The sequence below is a fragment of the Marinitoga sp. 1137 genome, from assembly GCF_001941525.1.
GTDB lineage: Bacteria > Thermotogota > Thermotogae > Petrotogales > Petrotogaceae > Marinitoga > Marinitoga piezophila.
The window spans coordinates 738,576-756,020 of sequence record NZ_CP009471.1; the positions used below are offsets into that span (position 1 = coordinate 738,576).

The window sequence follows — 17,445 nt, forward strand, 5'->3', positions numbered from 1 at the left end:
ATTTTTTTTGATTTTTGTGGTAAAATAAGATATGAGACTTAAGAAAATAATAAAATTTTTTGGAGGTGTATAGGATGAAAAAACTATTAATCATTCTTATGGCGTTAGCATTGGCAGTAGCATCATTTGCTGCAACAACATATAAAGATGTCCCTGTAAATCACTGGGCATACGATTCAATTGAAAGGTTATCTTCACTTGGAATTATAGAAGGCTTTCCAGATGGAACATATCAGGGATTATCTCAGGTAAACAGATATCAGTTAACTGTTGCTTTAGATAGAGCATTAAAGTATGTTGAACAACAGTTATTTGCAACTCTTGCTGAAAAGGTTGTTGAATTAGATAAAAAGGTTAACGAATTATCAAAACAACAGGGATTATCAAAAGATGAAATCAATGCAATGATAAAAGCTCAATTGTTAAATATGGATACAAAAGAATTCAACTCAAAAATTACACAACTCGAAAATTCCGTAAATGAATTAAAAAGTGCGTATGACGTATTAAGCTTTTTAAGTTCAAAAACAGATGCTGTAGAAAAAGAAGTTTCAACTTACGATGCAAGAATTAAATCTTTAGAATCACAGGTTGCAGAATTAAAAGCTCTTTATTCTTCAGTTGAAAGCGTTAAAAAAGATTTATCAGCAAATAAGTCAGCAATGGAAACTTTAGGAGTTCTCGCTAATAAAGTTGCTGCTTTAGAAGAAAAATATAATAATGAAATAATGAATTTAAATGACAAATTTGCAACAAAAGATGATGTTGAAGCAACAGTAAAAGAATATCTTTCCGATTACGCAAAAATTTCTGATTTAGAAACCAGATTTGTAAAATCAGAAGATTTCAAAGCTTTAGAAATGGAATTATCTTCTTTAAAATCAAAAGTTGATGAAAATGCTAATTCAATAAATGCATTTAATACAAAATTGGATAATTATGTTACTAAAGATACATTGAAAGATTATGCTATGCTTTCTGATCTTAAAAAATATGCAACTTTAGGAGACTTAAAAGATTATGCATTAAAAACAGATTTAACAAGATATCTTGAAGTTTCTGCTTTAGATACAAAATTATCAAATTATGTAACTGCAAAAACATTTAACGAAAAAATCGAAGAATTAAAAGCAGATATTTCAGATAGCACAAGCAATAATGATCAATTAAAGAAAGACGCTGGATTTGCCAAGACATTAGGAATTATCTCTGTATTAATTTCAATTGGAGCTGTTGTTATCGCTTTTACATTGTAATAAAAAAATAAAAAAGCCGTGTTTCACAACACGGCTTTTTTATTTTTTATTTCCTGGATTATATTTATTATTTCTTCTTTTGATTCAAGAAACACATCAACCAATTCCGGATCAAATTTCTTTCCTTTTTCATACTCTATTATTTTAAATGCTTCAGAATATGTATATGCTTTTCTATACGGTTTTTCTGTAATTAACGCAACAAATGTATCTATTATACTCACTATTCTACTTTCTATTGGAATACTCTCTCCTTCTATTCCATATGGATATCCCTTTCCATCCCATCTTTCATGATGAGAAATAATAATCATTGCAGCTGTTGAAAAAGGCTTTAAAGAAATTTCTTTTATCAATAAAAATCCTATTTTAGGATGTTTTTTTATTATTTCCCATTCTTCATCTGTTAGTTTTTCTTTTTTTAATAAAATGCTATCTGGAATATAGCTTTTTCCAAGATCATGTATTTTTGCACCTAAATACAGATTTTTTAATTGTGGCTCTTTCATTTTTATTTTTTTTCCTATTAAAATAGAAATTTCTCCCATTAATTCCACATGCTTATAATTATATTCTTTTATTTCAGCCAAAACACCAAGAACGCTAAACAAAATTTCCAGTTGTTCAAAATAATTTCTTTTTAAATTTTCATTTTCAATTGTTTTTATACTTAAATCATTAAAAAGAAAATTTAATGATTCTTTTAAAGGTTCAGATTCAAATGTCATATCTTCAATTATCTTTTTTACTTCAAATTTAAAATTTTGATATGTAATCTTTCCATATGAAAATTTTTTAAATGCCGATAAAAAGTTTATTATCCCTGCATTTTCTTTATATAATTTTTCATTTTCATTTCTTAAATACTTATTCTCTTTTAAAAGATTTTCAATAGGTTTCTCAAGCAAATAAATCTTCTCGTTAAATAAATTAAATATTTCATCAAATTCTTTTACTTTTGATGGTTCAAATTCATTTTTTAAAATTTTACCCGTATTATAATTTATATGTATCTCACTTATTTTTTTTACATTATCCTTAAAAACTCCTGTAATATATTTATAAATAATATAATGAAACACAAGTGCAAATAAAAATACCAGAATAAAAGTATACAAAATAGTTTGTGCATAATCTCTTATAAACCCAAAAATATTCGGTTTATAAAACGTATAAATCTTTAATAAATTTTCATTTTTTAAATTAAAAAATTCAAAATCACTCAAATAAGTTCCATCTCTTCTACAAATTTTTTTTACACAAATTTCTTTTTTATTTTTTTCATATAAATCTCTGTTTCCATATATAAAATTTCCATAATTATCAACTATATAATAATCAAAAAACAGATTTATATTGAGAAATCTGTTATCAAATAACGTTTCAAAATTTAAACTAATATACTTATATGTATTTTTATATATTAAAAGAAATATAGGTTTAGGGTTTTCAGAAACTATATAATATAAATTAACATCATATATATTTTTAAGGAATTTTGTTTTTTCTATTCTTTCTGGTTTTTCCACTTCTTCAATAATATTTGTATTCTCTTGTGAATAAACAAAATCAATTATTTCATTTTCAAAATCATTTATAATTATGGAATCTACCACTTCTATTGTTAATTTGATATTTTCATAAAATTTATCTATTTGCTCCTTTTGTTTCAAAAAAGATGATATGATAAGGAAAGAGGAGAAAATTAAAATTAATAATGCGAGAATATATATAATCGTTATTTTATACATGGTCAATTTTTGTTTCATATTATCACCTCATAATAGTCTCAATATGTATTATATCATAAATTATGAAAGGGGATTTAAATGATTTTCTATGAATTATTTGTTCGTTCATTTTTTGATTCAAATGATGACGGAATTGGAGATTTAAATGGTATAACTCAAAAATTGGATTATTTACAAACACTGGGAATAGATGGAATATGGTTATTACCAATTATGAAATCAGCTTCTTTTCATGGCTATACTATTATTGACTTCTATTCGATAAATCCTTTATACGGTAATTTTGATGATTTAAAAAAATTAATAAAAATAGCACATGAAAAAAATATAAAAATTATTTTAGATATCCCAATTAATCACACTTCTGTAAAATGCCAGTGGTTTCAAAAAGCTATTAATGGAGATAAAAAATATGTCGACTATTATGTATGGCAAAATGAAAAAACAGATATAAACGAAAAGAGACATTGGGACAACAGTCCAATATGGTTTAAATACAAAGATAAATATTTCTATGGTTTATTTGGCTCTTCCTCACCAGATTTAAATTTCGAAAATCCTGAGTTATGGGAAGAAATGAAAGGTATTTTTAAATTCTGGTTAGATCTTGGAATTGATGGATTCAGACTGGATGCAGCAAAACATATCTTTGATTACAATATAGAAAAAGGAAAATTTGAATATCAACATGAAAAAACCATTAAATTCTGGAAGGAAATGGTGGATTATATAAAATCTATAAATGAAAATTCCATTATTGTTAGTGAAATCTGGGATTCACCAGAGGTGGTTAAAAAATATCATGGACTATTTGATATCGAATTTAATTTTCCATTATCCTATGAAATAAAAGATGCTGTAAAGTTTCAAGATCCCCATTTATTGGTAAAAGGCATTAAAAATACATTATCCCATTATATAAAGGGGAATGTTGAATCTGTTTCAGGCAACTTTTTAACAAATCATGATATGAATCGCCTTGTTTCAGAATTAAATAACGACATCAATAAAGTTAAATTAGCTTATTCAATATTATTCACGCTTCCAGGATATCAATTTATATACTATGGCGAAGAGCTAGGAATGAAAGGATTAAACTTAGATGTAAACTTTACAGAAGATTCTCAAGAACCATTTCAATGGTATGAAAACGGATTTGGACCCGGTCAAACGGAATGGAAAGGTTGTAAATATAACCCGCCATATTCAAATATTTCATACGAATCAGAAAGAAATGATATAGACAGTCTTCTCAATTATATAAAAACATTAATTAAATTTAGAAAAGACAATATCTGGCTTTCTAATGCCAGAATAGATAATATAAGAAACAACAGATACTTTATTTCGTATTCATTAATAGGTAAAAACAACAAATTTGATGTTTATCATAATTTTAAAAATCAACCTATAAATATAAACATCAAAAATACCGAAATACAGCTATTAAATGGTTCTTTTGTAAAAAACAAAAACATTATAAAACTCAATGGACATTCTACAATAATTATAAAAAATATAAAAAATTAAACGGAGGTGATGTTTATAAAAAAACATCTTATTATCATCTTAATACTTGTAGTAAGTATTCTCAATTTTGGAAATGATAAGAATTATAACCTTACAAACGAAACAAATTTAAAAATCTTTTTAATGGACTTTATGAACCGAGAATACAAACTTACTACAGGAAAAGAATTAAAACCAGAAAGAAAAGTAGCATTAGCAGAAGGCATTTTATTAGCATCAAAGGAATTTAACATTTCACCAATTCTCATAGCCTCTATTATCGATATTGAAACGAGTTTTAGAAACGTTATAGGAAAATATGGAGAGATTGGATACATGCAAATTCGTGCTGAAACAGCTAAATATATTATTGAAATGTATTATGACAGATTTGAAAAATACGGCTACAAATCCACAGATTTAAAATGGATAAAGGATAGATTATTATTTGATCCTAAATATAATATTCTTGTAGGAACTGCTTATTTATCTTATTTACAGGAAATACACGGTGATATAACCCATGCTGTAGGATGGTATAATGGCGGAGGTAATTCCTATTACTTAGAAAAGGTAGTATTTAAAATTGCACAAATTACAATAGAATATCCAATTATTTAAACAAAACCCTGCAAAAATGCAGGGTTTTTTATTATTATGTTATAATAAAGATGAAAGGGGGAATTGCTATGGCCGAGAAAGAACTAAGAGAAATTATTTCCCATACCATTAATTCTGTATTACCCGAAAATGCCGTAAAAAAACATATAAGTAAATTTTCAGAAATTCAAAACAATAATAAAATATTCTTATTATCAATTGGAAAGGCTGCATGGAGAATGGCTAATGCTGCTAAAGAAATATTAAAAGATAAAATAAAAGCTGGTATAGTTATTACAAAATATAAGCATAGCCTGGGAAAAATCGATTCACTTGAAATCTTTGAAGCAGGACACCCAATACCAGATGAAAACAGTTTAAATGCCACAAAAATCGCAATTGAAAGAATTAAAAAGTTACCAGATGATTATATTATTTTATTTTTAATATCCGGTGGTGGTTCAGCGTTATTTGAAATGCCAGAAGATAATATTACATTACATGACATACAGAATATTACCGATCAACTTTTAAAATCTGGTGCTGAAATTAATGAAATAAACATGATAAGAAAAAGACTTTCCAGGGTAAAAGGTGGAAAATTTGCTAATTTAATTTATCCAAAAAATATATATGCTCTTGTATTGTCCGATGTACTTGGCGATAATCTTGAAAGTATTGCTTCCGGTCCAGCCTATCCTGATAAATATACATACAATGACGTGTTAAATGTAATAAAAAAATATGAGTTAAATATTAATGATAAAATACTTTCACTCCTGAAAAAAGAAACACCAAAAAATATTCAAAATGCCAAACATATAATAATTGGAAGTGTAAGACTTGCCTGTGAAGAAGCTATAAAAAAAGCTAAAGAATTGGGATATAATACATTATTGCTTACTTCCATATTAAATGCCGAAGCAAAGGAAGCTGGAAAAATCTTTGCTGGAATTGCCAAGGAAATAATTACAACGGGAAATCCCTTAAAACCTCCTGCTGCAATAATCGCTGGAGGAGAAACCATAGTTTATGTTAAAGGAACTGGTTATGGTGGAAGAAATCAAGAATTATCATATTCTTTTGCTATTGATATAGAAGGTTTTGAAAATGTTTATTTTTCTTCCTTTGGAACAGATGGAACAGATGGTCCAACAGATGCAGCAGGAGGAATTGTAAACGGAAAAACAATAACTAAAATTCGAAAAAAAGGGCTTGATCCTGAAATTTATTTAGAAAATAATGACACCTATAATGGGTTAAGTGAAGGTGAGGCTCTTTTAAAAACCGGACCCACTGGAACCAATGTCAATGATATAATGATATTACTTGTTGATTAAAAATATAAAATCCTCTGAAGAATATATTATTTTTACAGTGTCCAATAATTTAAAAAAGCGAAAACTCGCAGATTGCCTGAAAAAATAGCGAATGGAACCGGTCAAAATCACATGGATGTGATTTTGAGTGAAGACGAACATGGACGTGAGTCTGCAACGACCGGTGGGAATGAGCTATTTTTGAAGATTTGCAATCAAGGTTTGAGCGTTTTTAATTATTGGACATTCAAATATTATTTTCAGAGGATTTTATATTTTTTTTAATATTTTTTATACTTTCTATTGACAGCGCAAAAAAATGTGTTATAATTAAAGAAAGACAAGTAAAAGGAAAAATCTTCTTTTTTCTTTGATTTTCTCAAAAGCTAACCGTGTAAGGGGGTATTAATATGGGAAGCATGCTTAATGATGAAATGTTAAAAATAGTAAATGCTGAGCATCATGACCCGTTTTCAGTTTTAGGAATTCATAAATTAAATGAAAAGGAAATTGTTATAAGAACATTTCACCCTTTTGCTGAAAAAATAGAAATAATCAATTTAGATACAAAAACAAAAAGAAAATACAAAATGGAAAAAATACATCCAGATGGATTATTTGAAAAAGTTTTAAAAAGAAAAACATTCTTTAAATATGAATTTTTATACACTGATTCAATTGGAAATAGCTGGAAGTCACGGGATCCATACAGTTTTCTACCTGTTCTTACAGACTATGATCTGTATCTTTTTAATGAAGGAAATAATCATAAGATTTATGAAAAGCTTGGTGCTCATCCAATGGAAATAGATGGTGCAAAAGGAACATATTTTGCAGTATGGGCACCAAATGCTAAGAGAGTAAGCGTAGTTGGTAATTTTAATAATTGGGATGGCAGAGTTCATCAAATGAGAGTTCTCGGAAGTTCTGGAGTCTGGGAAATTTTTATTCCATTGGTTCAAGAAGGAGATATTTATAAATTTGAAATAAAAACACAAACCGGGGAATTATTATTAAAGGCCGATCCATATGCAACATATACTGAATTGCGTCCTAAAAATGCTTCCATTGTTTATGATTTAAATAATAAACACAGATGGAATGACAAAAAATGGATGGATAAAAGAAGAGAAACAAATTGGTTTGAAAAACCTATTTCTATTTACGAAGTTCATCTTGGTTCATGGAAGAAAAAAAATAATGATGAATTCTTAAATTATAGAGAACTGGCACATCAGTTGGTTGAATACGTAAAAAAACATGGATACACTCATATTGAAATTATGCCAGTTTTAGAACACCCTCTTGATGAATCGTGGGGATATCAGGTAACAGGTTACTTTTCACCAACAAGTCGTTATGGAACACCTGAAGATTTTATGTACTTTGTTGATTATATGCATCAACATAATATTGGAGTTATACTTGATTGGGTTCCAGGGCATTTTCCAAAAGACGCACATGGCTTAGGAAAATTTGATGGAACAGCCTTATATGAACATATGGATCCTCGATTAGGAGAACATCCAGATTGGGGAACATATATATTCAATTATGGAAGAAATGAAGTTAAGAATTTCCTTATATCCAATGCACTTTATTGGCTCGATAAATTTCATATAGATGGCTTAAGAGTTGACGCTGTGGCTTCTATGTTATATCTTGATTTTAGTAGAAAAGAAGGAGAATGGATACCAAATATTTATGGCGGTAGAGAAAACCTTGAAGCTATAGAATTTTTAAAATACTTTAATTCAATTACTCATAAATACTTCCCTGGAATATTGACTATCGCTGAAGAATCAACTGCATGGCCAGGAGTATCTAAACCTGTAGATCTTGGCGGTCTCGGTTTTTCCATGAAATGGAATATGGGATGGATGAATGATTCATTGAGATATATGGCCAGAGATCCATTATTTAGAAAACATCATCAAAATGAATTGACTTTTTCACTGGTATATGCATTTTCGGAAAATTATATACTCGTTTTATCTCATGATGAAGTTGTTCACGGAAAAGGTTCTATGATAAATAAAATGCCCGGGGATTACTGGCAAAAATTTGCTAATTTAAGGTTATTCTATTCTTATATGTTCGCACATCCAGGAAAAAAATTATTGTTTATGGGCAATGATATAGCTCAATTTAATGAATGGAATTGTAAAAAAGCACTTGATTGGAATTTGTTAGAATTTGATTCTCATAAAAAGATGTTAAAATTAATCGATGATCTTAATAGGTTGTATAAAGAAAACCCCGAATTATATGAAGTTGATTATTCGCCTGAAGGATTTGAATGGATAGATTATAATGATGCTGAAAATAGTGTTATTTCATTTATTAGAAAGGGTAAAAATCCTGATGAATTTATTGTTGCAGTATTTAATTTCACACCTGTTGTAAGATATGATTATAGAATAGGTGTTCCAAAACCCGGATTTTATAAAGAAATATTAAATACAGATTCTGAAATATATTGGGGAAGTAATGTAGGAAACCAGGGCGGAATATATGCAGAGCATATTCCATTCCACGGAAGAGAATACTCAATTAATATTACCTTACCTCCTCTTGCAGGAATATATTTTAAATGGAAGAAACAATAATTTTAAAAGCCAGAGTTTTTAAAAACTCTGGCTTTTTTTATCTATCTATTGTTTCCAGAAATTCATCAACCTCTTTACGAGCAGGTATTGATGATTGAGCACCCTTTCTTGTAACAGACAATCCTGCTGCTGCACATGCAAAAACTATTGCCTCTTTAATATTTTTACCCTCTTCTAATGCAGTAGCCAATGCCCCATTAAAAACATCTCCAGCCGCTGTGGTATCAATTACATTTTCAAACTTAAATGCAGGAATTTTCAATATATAATTTCTATTATATAATATTACGTCTTCTGGCCCGCGTTTTAATATAATATTTTTTATTCCGAGATTAAAGAACTTTCTTAATATCTCTTTTAAATTTTTTTCTGGATCAAGGTTAAAAAATTTATTTGAAAGATACTTAAATTCTTCCTCATTTGGTGTAAAATAATCAACATACTTAAAAATTTCATCTGTTATGTTGGGAGCTGGTGCCGGATCAAATATAACTATCTTCTTTTTAGATTTTAATATTTTTGCTACATGCAATGTTGTTTCAAAAGGTATTTCATTTTGCAACAAAAAATATTTATATTCCTGCAAAATCCCTATCTTTTTTTCAACAATTTCAGGCGTAATAAAACCATTTGCTCCTTCAAATATAACTATTCTATTTTCTCCTTTTTTTGTTACTTCGATATATGCTCTTCCTGTTGGCAAATCTGTATAAACATATCCTTTTATATTTAATTCGTCAAAATTCCTGGCAAGCTTTTTCCCAAATTCATCATTTCCAAGCGCTGTAAAAAAGTATACTTCTTTATTTGAAAGTTTTGCTGCAGCAACAGCCTGATTTGCTCCTTTTCCTCCTGGAAAGTATTCCAATTCTTTTGCTTTTTGAGTTTCCCCGGGATTGGTGAAATGTTCTACAGTTAAAACAATATCCATATTTGAACTACCTATAACTCCTATCATTTTATAGCCTCCTTCACATCTACTATAAATTTTTGATAAAGCGAGTCTAAAAATATTAATTCATATAATATCGACCCACGAATTGTAATTAAATCCCAATCTGAAAAATATGTTTCTTCATTTAAATTATTGCCAAGATAATAACTTGAAATTTGATTAAATTTATATTGTTTTATTATTCCATCACCAATATCATCATTAGATGAAGCGATATATAAAAAGTCTGCGTCTATTAATATATGGCTTAATCCAAATGAAATGGCATATATTTTATTATCCCTAATTTCTGCCCTAAATGTTCCTGGAAAGAATTTTGACTCCTGATATATTATTGCAAGAGCCAATTCAACAGGTATATGGTTTAGATATACTTTTGGAGGGTCATAAGATGTTTTGTTTTCCAGAATTATATTTGAATGCGTATATGTATATGCAACATCAACAATATATTCTGCATATTTTCGTATTTCTTCGTTGGTTAATTCTTCACTAAAATATTTATCATACCATGTTCTGAATAAATATTTATCATTATAATCTCTTGAAATAAGATTATAGACTCTTTCAACAAGAAAATCTCTTTTCTCATAACTGGATAATAATTCTGGATTTAAATTGGAAAAATCCCTATCTGTTTTTTGAGGATTTACAGGAATCTTTTCATCAAATGCATCTATAAGTTTAACAGAATTACTGTTATTTATATAATTATTCATAATATTTCCAACATAAATTTCTATCCTTTTATCTTCTGAATCTATATCTTTTAAGGTTAAATTCTTCGTTGGCATAATATTGCTTAATCCAGTGAAATATTTATAATTGCCCCATATATTTTCATCATAAGTATATGAAGTACTATAAACATAATTATTTAAAATATCTTTAAAATCCCTATTTTCCCCAGCATTATATGCTGCAGCCATTACTCTTATCAGGATTTCTTTTTGATTATCAGACAAATCAGAAAAATTGGTGTCAACAATCGGTTCAGCTTTTTTTATACAAGATGAAAAAAATAATACAAAAATCAGTAATATTATGATATAATTTTTCCACATAGCTTTACACCTCACTTTTTCTATTTTATTATATCATATATTTTTTCGAAATTAAGCATACTCACGCATACTCACGCATACTCAATCATACTTACGCATACTCAAAATAATAAATTATAATCATGAAATTTTCTTCATACTGGTTAAATTTAAAAAGATTTTTCGTTTTGAGAAAATCTCTTCAAGATGTATAATACATCTGAAAGGTTAAATACTTTTAAACATAAAGGAGGAGATTTAAAATGCCAGTAAATTTAAAAGGAAGAAGCTTATTATCATTAAAGGATTATACACCAGAAGAAATAAAATATTTATTAAATTTAGCTTTTGATTTAAAATCAAAAAAAAGAGCAGGTATTAGAACAGAAACATTAAAAGGAAAAAACATTGTTTTAATTTTTGATAAAACATCAACAAGAACAAGAACAGCTTTTGAAGTAGCTGCATTAGACGAAGGAGCACACGTTACATTCCTTACAAACAGTCAAATGGGTAAAAAAGAATCTATCGAAGACACTGCAAAGGTTTTAGGAAGAATGTATGATGGTATTGAATACAGAGGATTTGAACAAAAGGTTGTTGAAGATTTAGCTAAATATTCAGGTGTTCCTGTATGGAATGGTTTAACTGATGAAGCACATCCAACACAGGGATTGGCAGATGTTATGACAATGATGGAATTCATCCACAAACCATTAAATGAAATGAAAGTTGTATTTATTGGAGATACAAGAAATAATGTTGCAAATACATTAATGAGAATTTCTGCGAAAATGGGAATGCATTATGTAGCAGTAGGACCTGAAGCTTTAAAACCATCTAATGAAATGATGAATGAAGCTTTAGAAACAGCAAAAGAAACAGGAGCTGTTATTGAATATACTTCAGATCTTGATGGAGTAAAAGGAGCAGATGTAATTTACACAGATGTTTGGGTATCAATGGGTGAAGAAGATAAAATGCCTGAAAGAGTTGAATTATTAACTCCATATAGAGTTGACATGGACTTAATTAAGAGAACAGAAAATCCAAATGTAATTTTCTTACACTGTCTCCCTTCATTCCACGATTTTGAAACAAAGGTTGCAAGAGAAGCTAAAGAAAGAGGTCTTGATATTAGAGAAGTTACAGATGAAGTATTTAGAAGCAGACATTCAAAGGTATTCGATCAGGCAGAAAACAGAATGCACACAATAAAGGCTATTATGGTAGCTACATTATAAAACACCGCAAAAGGGGGAATTTACATGAAAAGACTCGCAGTTGTAGCCATAGGAGGTAATGCAGTTAACAGACCTGGTGAAAAGCCAACAGCAGAAAACATGTTTAAAAACATCAGAACAACTGCATCCTATCTGGCAGACATGATTGAAATGGGTTATGACCTGGTAATTACACATGGAAATGGTCCACAGGTTGGAAATTTGTTATTACAACAGGATATTGCTAAAGATACTATCCCACCATTTCCTATGGATGTATTGGGGGCTATGACACAGGGATATCTCGGTTATATGATTGTACAGGAATTGAAAAACATATTAAAGGAAAGAAACGTTGAAAGAGATGTTGCAGCAGTTGTTACTCAAATTGTTGTAGATAAAAATGATCCTGGATTCCAGAATCCTTCAAAACCAGTTGGTCCATTCTATAGTGAAGAAGAAGCTAAAAAAATGATGGAAGAAAAAGGCTGGATCTTTAAAGAAGATGCAGGAAGAGGATGGAGAAGAGTTGTTCCATCACCAATTCCTCTTGACGCTGTTGAAAAGAACACGATAAAAGAATTAATAGAAAAAGATGTTATTGTTGTAGCTGGTGGCGGTGGAGGAATTCCTGTAATTTATGATGAAAATGGTGAATTAAAAGGTGTTGAAGCTGTTATTGATAAAGATAGAGCATCTGCATTATTGGCAAAGGAATTAGGAGCTGATGAATTTATTATCTTAACAGCTGTTGAAAAGGTATATATTAACTTCAACAAACCTGATCAAAAAGCATTAGACACATTAACAATTGCAGAAGCTGAAAAATATATTGAAGAAGGGCACTTTGCTAAAGGAAGCATGTTACCAAAAGTAGAATCATGTATTTCCTTTGTAAAGGACACAGGAAAACCTGCATTAATTACAGATATGGAAAAATTAAAAGAAGCTCTTGAAGGAAAAACAGGAACAAAAATTGTACCATAATAAAAAAGCGAGAGATATAAACTAAAACCATTGTCTGGATTGTGAATCTCTCCCTCTCCCCACAATCCAGGCCCTTTTAAAACAATATCCGGCAAGCTCAAAGCTTGCCGGTTTTTTATTTTATTTTTATTTCAAAAGTATCGATAATTTTATGGTGTTTTGTAATTTTTTCAGTATTGAGTTTATCGACAATATGGCCAACACCAATAACTTTAAATATAATTTTATCCTTTTCCACTTTTGCAATTATATAATGATATTCTCCATAATCAAGTTTTACCGTTGTTGGCTCTATATCTTTTTTATGTTCAACCTCCAAAGGAGCTCCCCCACCACCGGTAATAACATATATTATTCCATTCTTTTCATGTCTTTCATAACTGTGAACATGACCGTTAAATACAGCTTTAACATCATATTTTTCAAACAACGTTCTCCATATTTCTTCTAAATGTCTTTCTGAAGTGCTATAATAATCTACTGCATTATTCCAGAATGGATGATGGAAAAACACCAACTTTGTCGTATTTTTATTCTTTTCAAAAAGTTCTTTTAACCATTTTAATTGGGCGTCTTCCAGTTGCTTTGTACCAATTGCATTTGAATCAAGAAATACAAATAATAATTTTCCATATTTAAAAGAATACCATCTTTTATCATAATCTCCACTGCCTTGTGGAAGATAAAATGCTTCATAATAATATGTTGAATTTCTCTCATGATTTCCCAATAGTGGATAATATACTGATTTTTCAGCCAGATTAGATATTTCATTAAAGAAATGATCCCAATCAGGTAAGTAATCTCCTTTTTCAACAAGATCTCCAACATTTATTACAAATTCTGGATTTTCTTTAGCTATTTCATCACACACCATTTTATGTAGTTCATGATATGTTCTGGTATCTCCATAAACTGCAAAGATTAAATTATCTTCATTTAATGATTTTGTTTTAAATTCACCAACGGTTTTTATATTTGCAGGTACAAAATAATTATTAATATTCACCTCATAAACATATTTTTCCCCTGGAACTAATCCTGTTATTGGAACATGTTGTATTGTCATTGGATTTTTCACATAAATGGTTTTTATTAATTCGCCACGATTATAAACTTTAATATCTGCCGTTGCTGCAATCATAGTTTTCCAGTTTAGAATTACAGAATTTTCTGTGTGATTTGTCAAATAAACTGGCCATATATATATGTTTTTATTATAAATTGGGGACGTTTTCAATTCAAGAAATTTTTCAGGATTTTCTATTTTGATCTTTTTATTTGAAAAACCGGAATTTTGAATGGAAATATAATATCCTGACTCTACATTGCTAAATGAAAATTCGCCTTTGGAATTTGTATAAGTCAATGAAATCATATTTTCATCTGAGTCATATAATACAACTGGCAAATTTGCTAATGTACTTATCTTCTCAAATGGAATGATTTTTCCTTTAAATGTTTCCTCAGCATTTAAATTTTCTTTTCTTGTATCTTCTATATTTTTACTGATATATAATCTTCTTGAAAATACCTTTTCTTCATCTGGATTTATATATACTGGCTTATATATAACTGCTCCGAAATTTTTAGTAAATAATGTTCTAAATATTTTCGTATTTTCCGAAGATATACTATAAGATATAAAATTTTCCTGAATTTCCAATACCTTTTTTCCATTTTCATTTGTTTTAATTATTATTGGGAATAATTCTTTAAAAGAGACTATGTCCTTTAACATTATTTTTATTTTCTTAGAAGATTTATTGTATATATAATTTTTTATCTCTATATACTTTTTATTATCTCCAAGGTAGTATTCCTGAATATTTCCATCATTCATTTCAAATTCTATTTTTGCATATTTGTTTGTTTTATATAATTTTATTTTTAATGGAGAGGATATTTTATTTTGAATAAATATCTTATATTCATCTATTAATGTTCTTTTTGTTTCATTGTCATAAGCTTCTATAATCTTTCCAGCCAATCCATCATCTCTATCCTTTGAACCAATTACAACAGATATATAATCATTTGCTATTATATAATCACCTGTTTTTGCTTTTGAGAAAAACGGTAAATCATAGATATTAATATCTGAAATCACATAAATATTAACTCTGGCAAATATACTTACCGAAATAATTAACAATAACATAATTAAAAACTTTAATTTTCTCAATTTTTTCAGCCTCCCTTTTCAATAATATTCTTAGCTGCAATATATGCTGATGAAAATGCCCATTGCAGGTTATATCCTCCTGTGTAGCCATCAACATCAACAACCTCTCCTATAAAATATAAATTTTCTACCAATTTTGATTCCATACTTTTTGAATTAATCTCTCTGGTGTCAATTCCCCCTTTAGTTACCATTGCAATGTTAAAATCACCTATTTTTTTCACTTTAAATTCATGATTAACAAGATATTGTATCACATTATTCCTTTCATGTCTAGAGAGATTATTTAATCTTTTATTTTTATCGATATTTAATATTCTAAACATCACAGCAATAAATCTTCTGGGAAAACGAAACTCTTTTTTCAAAAAATCGTATAATAACATATTTTTATTTTGATTGGATTTTTCAACAAAATATTTACGAAACTTTTCTTCATTATCAAAATCAACAAAGGAAATCTGAATTTTATCTCCATCATTTAAATATCTGGAAAAATTCAATACTACCGGACCTGAAAAACCTTTATGAGTAAATAATAAACTGCCATACATCTTATTTTTTGCTTTTTTTATCCATACATTAATAGAAATTCCCGCAAGATCTACAAATGGATAATTCTCTATCTCAATCGGGGTTAACGCTGGTCTGGGAGAAATTATTGTATGCCCAAAACTCTTTGCAATTTTATATCCATCTCCCGTACTTCCAGTCATTGGGAAGGATTTTCCACCTGTGGCTACTATTAAATTTTTTGCATTGAATATCCCGGATTCTGTATATACCTTAAAATATTCATCAGATTTAATAACCTTTTCAACCTTTGAGTTATATATAATTTCATGTTTTTTATCTTCAAGATATTCATCTAAAAGATAATTTAAAATTTCTTTTGCTCTCATTGATTCTGGAAATACCTTTCCAGAATCGTCAATATAAAAATTTATTTCAAAAAAATTAATTAAATCATCATTTGAAAAGGCATATATGGCTTTTTTTACAAAATTCTTTTTCTCACCGTAATGTGTAATAAATTCTGTAATTTTACCTGTATTTGTTATATTACATTTTCCTCCACCTGAAATTAATAATTTTCTTCCAGGTTTATCCTTTTTTTCTAATATAAGTACTTTTTTATTTTTTAAATTTATTCCTGCAAATAATCCAGCGGGTCCTGCTCCAATAATGATTACATCATATATTTCCATTTATAATTACCTCCATATTTTTAAAAATTGGACAGTCATTTGACTGTCCAATTTTTATTTTTCAAATTCTTTAAATATTGATTCATAAAAATCAATTAATGTGGAGTAATTCGTTGCAAATACATCTATTTTTATCTTTAAATTAGGCAATGCTTTTAAATTTAAATTATGGTAATCAACATTTGTCACCAGTGTATCTGAAGCGGTTATTATATAATCTTCCTTAGGAGTTTCATATTGAATTTTATATCTCTTGTAGAAATGTATCAACAATCCGTTAAGATCTATAACCTTCAATTGTTTTTTATCGACTATTTTGGCAAAATTATCTGACATCGATATTAATTTCTGTGTCATTTCAAGAAGGTTATTTCTATAATTCATCGCATTTTCCGGATCTATTTTTTCTAATTTCTTTTCTATCTTATACGCAATTACAACAGAATATAATGGATCTGTCCATAAAAAAGGGTTTTCATTATATGGATAAAATAATACACCTTCTGATAATACCACTTTTTGAATATTTTCAGGCGTTTTTATTTCATCGTTTAAAAGTATTACGAGATCAACATTATCTGTTATACTATATTTTTTAGAAAAATCAGAATTGGTTTTAAATAAACTGGTAATAGTTGAATCAGGAGCCAGTTCTTTTGTAATTAATTCGAGTGGTTTTATCGATGTAACTATGTTTAATCCATAAATTATAATGTTTACTGAAACAATAAATAAAAACAGAATTTTCTTCATATACAAACCTCCATAAATTTTCTATCCACAGAATTTTATTATATCAT

The 17,445-nt window shown here is 28.4% G+C and carries 13 protein-coding genes; 7 read left to right on the top strand and 6 right to left on the bottom strand.

Annotation, left to right across the window (positions count from 1 at the left end):
* Nucleotides 1–74: 74 nt before the first annotated feature.
* Nucleotides 75–1,256 carry an S-layer homology domain-containing protein gene (locus LN42_RS03700; RefSeq protein WP_014296179.1) on the top strand — a complete coding sequence of 394 codons (1,182 nt, stop codon included), beginning with the start codon at nucleotides 75–77 and terminating at the stop codon, nucleotides 1,254–1,256.
* Nucleotides 1,257–1,279: 23 nt separating this feature from the next.
* Here LN42_RS03700 and LN42_RS03705 read toward each other — a convergent pair whose 3' ends face one another.
* Entirely contained in the window at nucleotides 1,280–3,025 is a 1,746-nt protein-coding gene (locus tag LN42_RS03705; protein ID WP_075780380.1) for an HD-GYP domain-containing protein, read from the bottom strand.
* A gap of 60 nt (nucleotides 3,026–3,085) precedes the next feature.
* On the opposite strand from LN42_RS03705, the gene LN42_RS03710 reads away from it, so the two are divergent.
* From LN42_RS03710 to glgB, 4 genes are all read left to right on the top strand, one after another.
* Nucleotides 3,086–4,537 (top strand): alpha-amylase family glycosyl hydrolase, encoded by a 1,452-nt coding sequence (locus tag LN42_RS03710; RefSeq protein ID WP_014296181.1) that lies wholly within the window; start codon nucleotides 3,086–3,088, stop codon nucleotides 4,535–4,537.
* A 9-nt stretch (nucleotides 4,538–4,546) separates the two neighbouring features.
* Complete coding sequence (locus LN42_RS03715) at nucleotides 4,547–5,137, top strand: transglycosylase SLT domain-containing protein (RefSeq protein WP_014296182.1); 591 nt, start codon at nucleotides 4,547–4,549, stop codon at nucleotides 5,135–5,137.
* Nucleotides 5,138–5,205: 68 nt separating this feature from the next.
* A complete protein-coding gene (locus tag LN42_RS03720) occupies nucleotides 5,206–6,456 on the top strand; it encodes a glycerate kinase (protein ID WP_075780381.1) in 1,251 nt (416 codons plus the stop codon).
* Between the two features lie 389 nt (nucleotides 6,457–6,845).
* Nucleotides 6,846–9,044 (top strand): 1,4-alpha-glucan branching protein GlgB, encoded by a 2,199-nt coding sequence (gene glgB / locus LN42_RS03725; protein WP_075780382.1) that lies wholly within the window; start codon nucleotides 6,846–6,848, stop codon nucleotides 9,042–9,044.
* A gap of 37 nt (nucleotides 9,045–9,081) precedes the next feature.
* On the opposite strand, the gene rbsK is transcribed toward glgB, so the two are convergent.
* Complete coding sequence (gene rbsK / locus LN42_RS03730; RefSeq protein ID WP_014296185.1) at nucleotides 9,082–10,002, bottom strand: ribokinase; 921 nt, start codon at nucleotides 10,000–10,002, stop codon at nucleotides 9,082–9,084.
* Nucleotides 9,999–11,063, bottom strand: coding sequence for a hypothetical protein (locus tag LN42_RS03735; RefSeq protein WP_075780383.1), 1,065 nt, complete (start codon nucleotides 11,061–11,063; stop codon nucleotides 9,999–10,001). The genes rbsK and LN42_RS03735 overlap by 4 nt, the downstream gene beginning before the upstream one ends.
* Nucleotides 11,064–11,305: 242 nt before the next feature.
* Between LN42_RS03735 and argF the strand changes: the two genes are divergently transcribed.
* On the top strand, nucleotides 11,306–12,286 hold the full coding sequence (gene argF / locus LN42_RS03740; RefSeq protein WP_075780384.1) for an ornithine carbamoyltransferase: 981 nt from the start codon (nucleotides 11,306–11,308) through the stop codon (nucleotides 12,284–12,286).
* 24 nt (nucleotides 12,287–12,310) lie between these two features.
* A complete protein-coding gene (arcC, locus tag LN42_RS03745) occupies nucleotides 12,311–13,252 on the top strand; it encodes a carbamate kinase (protein WP_014296188.1) in 942 nt (313 codons plus the stop codon).
* A 115-nt stretch (nucleotides 13,253–13,367) separates the two neighbouring features.
* Here the strand turns inward: arcC and LN42_RS03750 are convergent, their stop codons facing one another.
* Genes LN42_RS03750 through LN42_RS03760 form a run of 3 tightly spaced genes read right to left on the bottom strand, consistent with a single transcriptional unit; the run spans nucleotide 13,368 to nucleotide 17,398 of the window.
* Nucleotides 13,368–15,437: a metallophosphoesterase gene (locus tag LN42_RS03750; protein WP_075780385.1), complete on the bottom strand. Its 2,070-nt coding sequence runs from the start codon at nucleotides 15,435–15,437 to the stop codon at nucleotides 13,368–13,370.
* A 5-nt stretch (nucleotides 15,438–15,442) separates the two neighbouring features.
* Nucleotides 15,443–16,645, bottom strand: a complete 1,203-nt coding sequence (locus LN42_RS03755) for an NAD(P)/FAD-dependent oxidoreductase (RefSeq protein WP_014296190.1) — start codon at nucleotides 16,643–16,645, stop codon at nucleotides 15,443–15,445.
* A gap of 54 nt (nucleotides 16,646–16,699) precedes the next feature.
* A complete protein-coding gene (locus tag LN42_RS03760; RefSeq protein WP_014296191.1) occupies nucleotides 16,700–17,398 on the bottom strand; it encodes a metal ABC transporter solute-binding protein, Zn/Mn family in 699 nt (232 codons plus the stop codon).
* Between the last annotated feature and the right edge of the window lie 47 nt (nucleotides 17,399–17,445).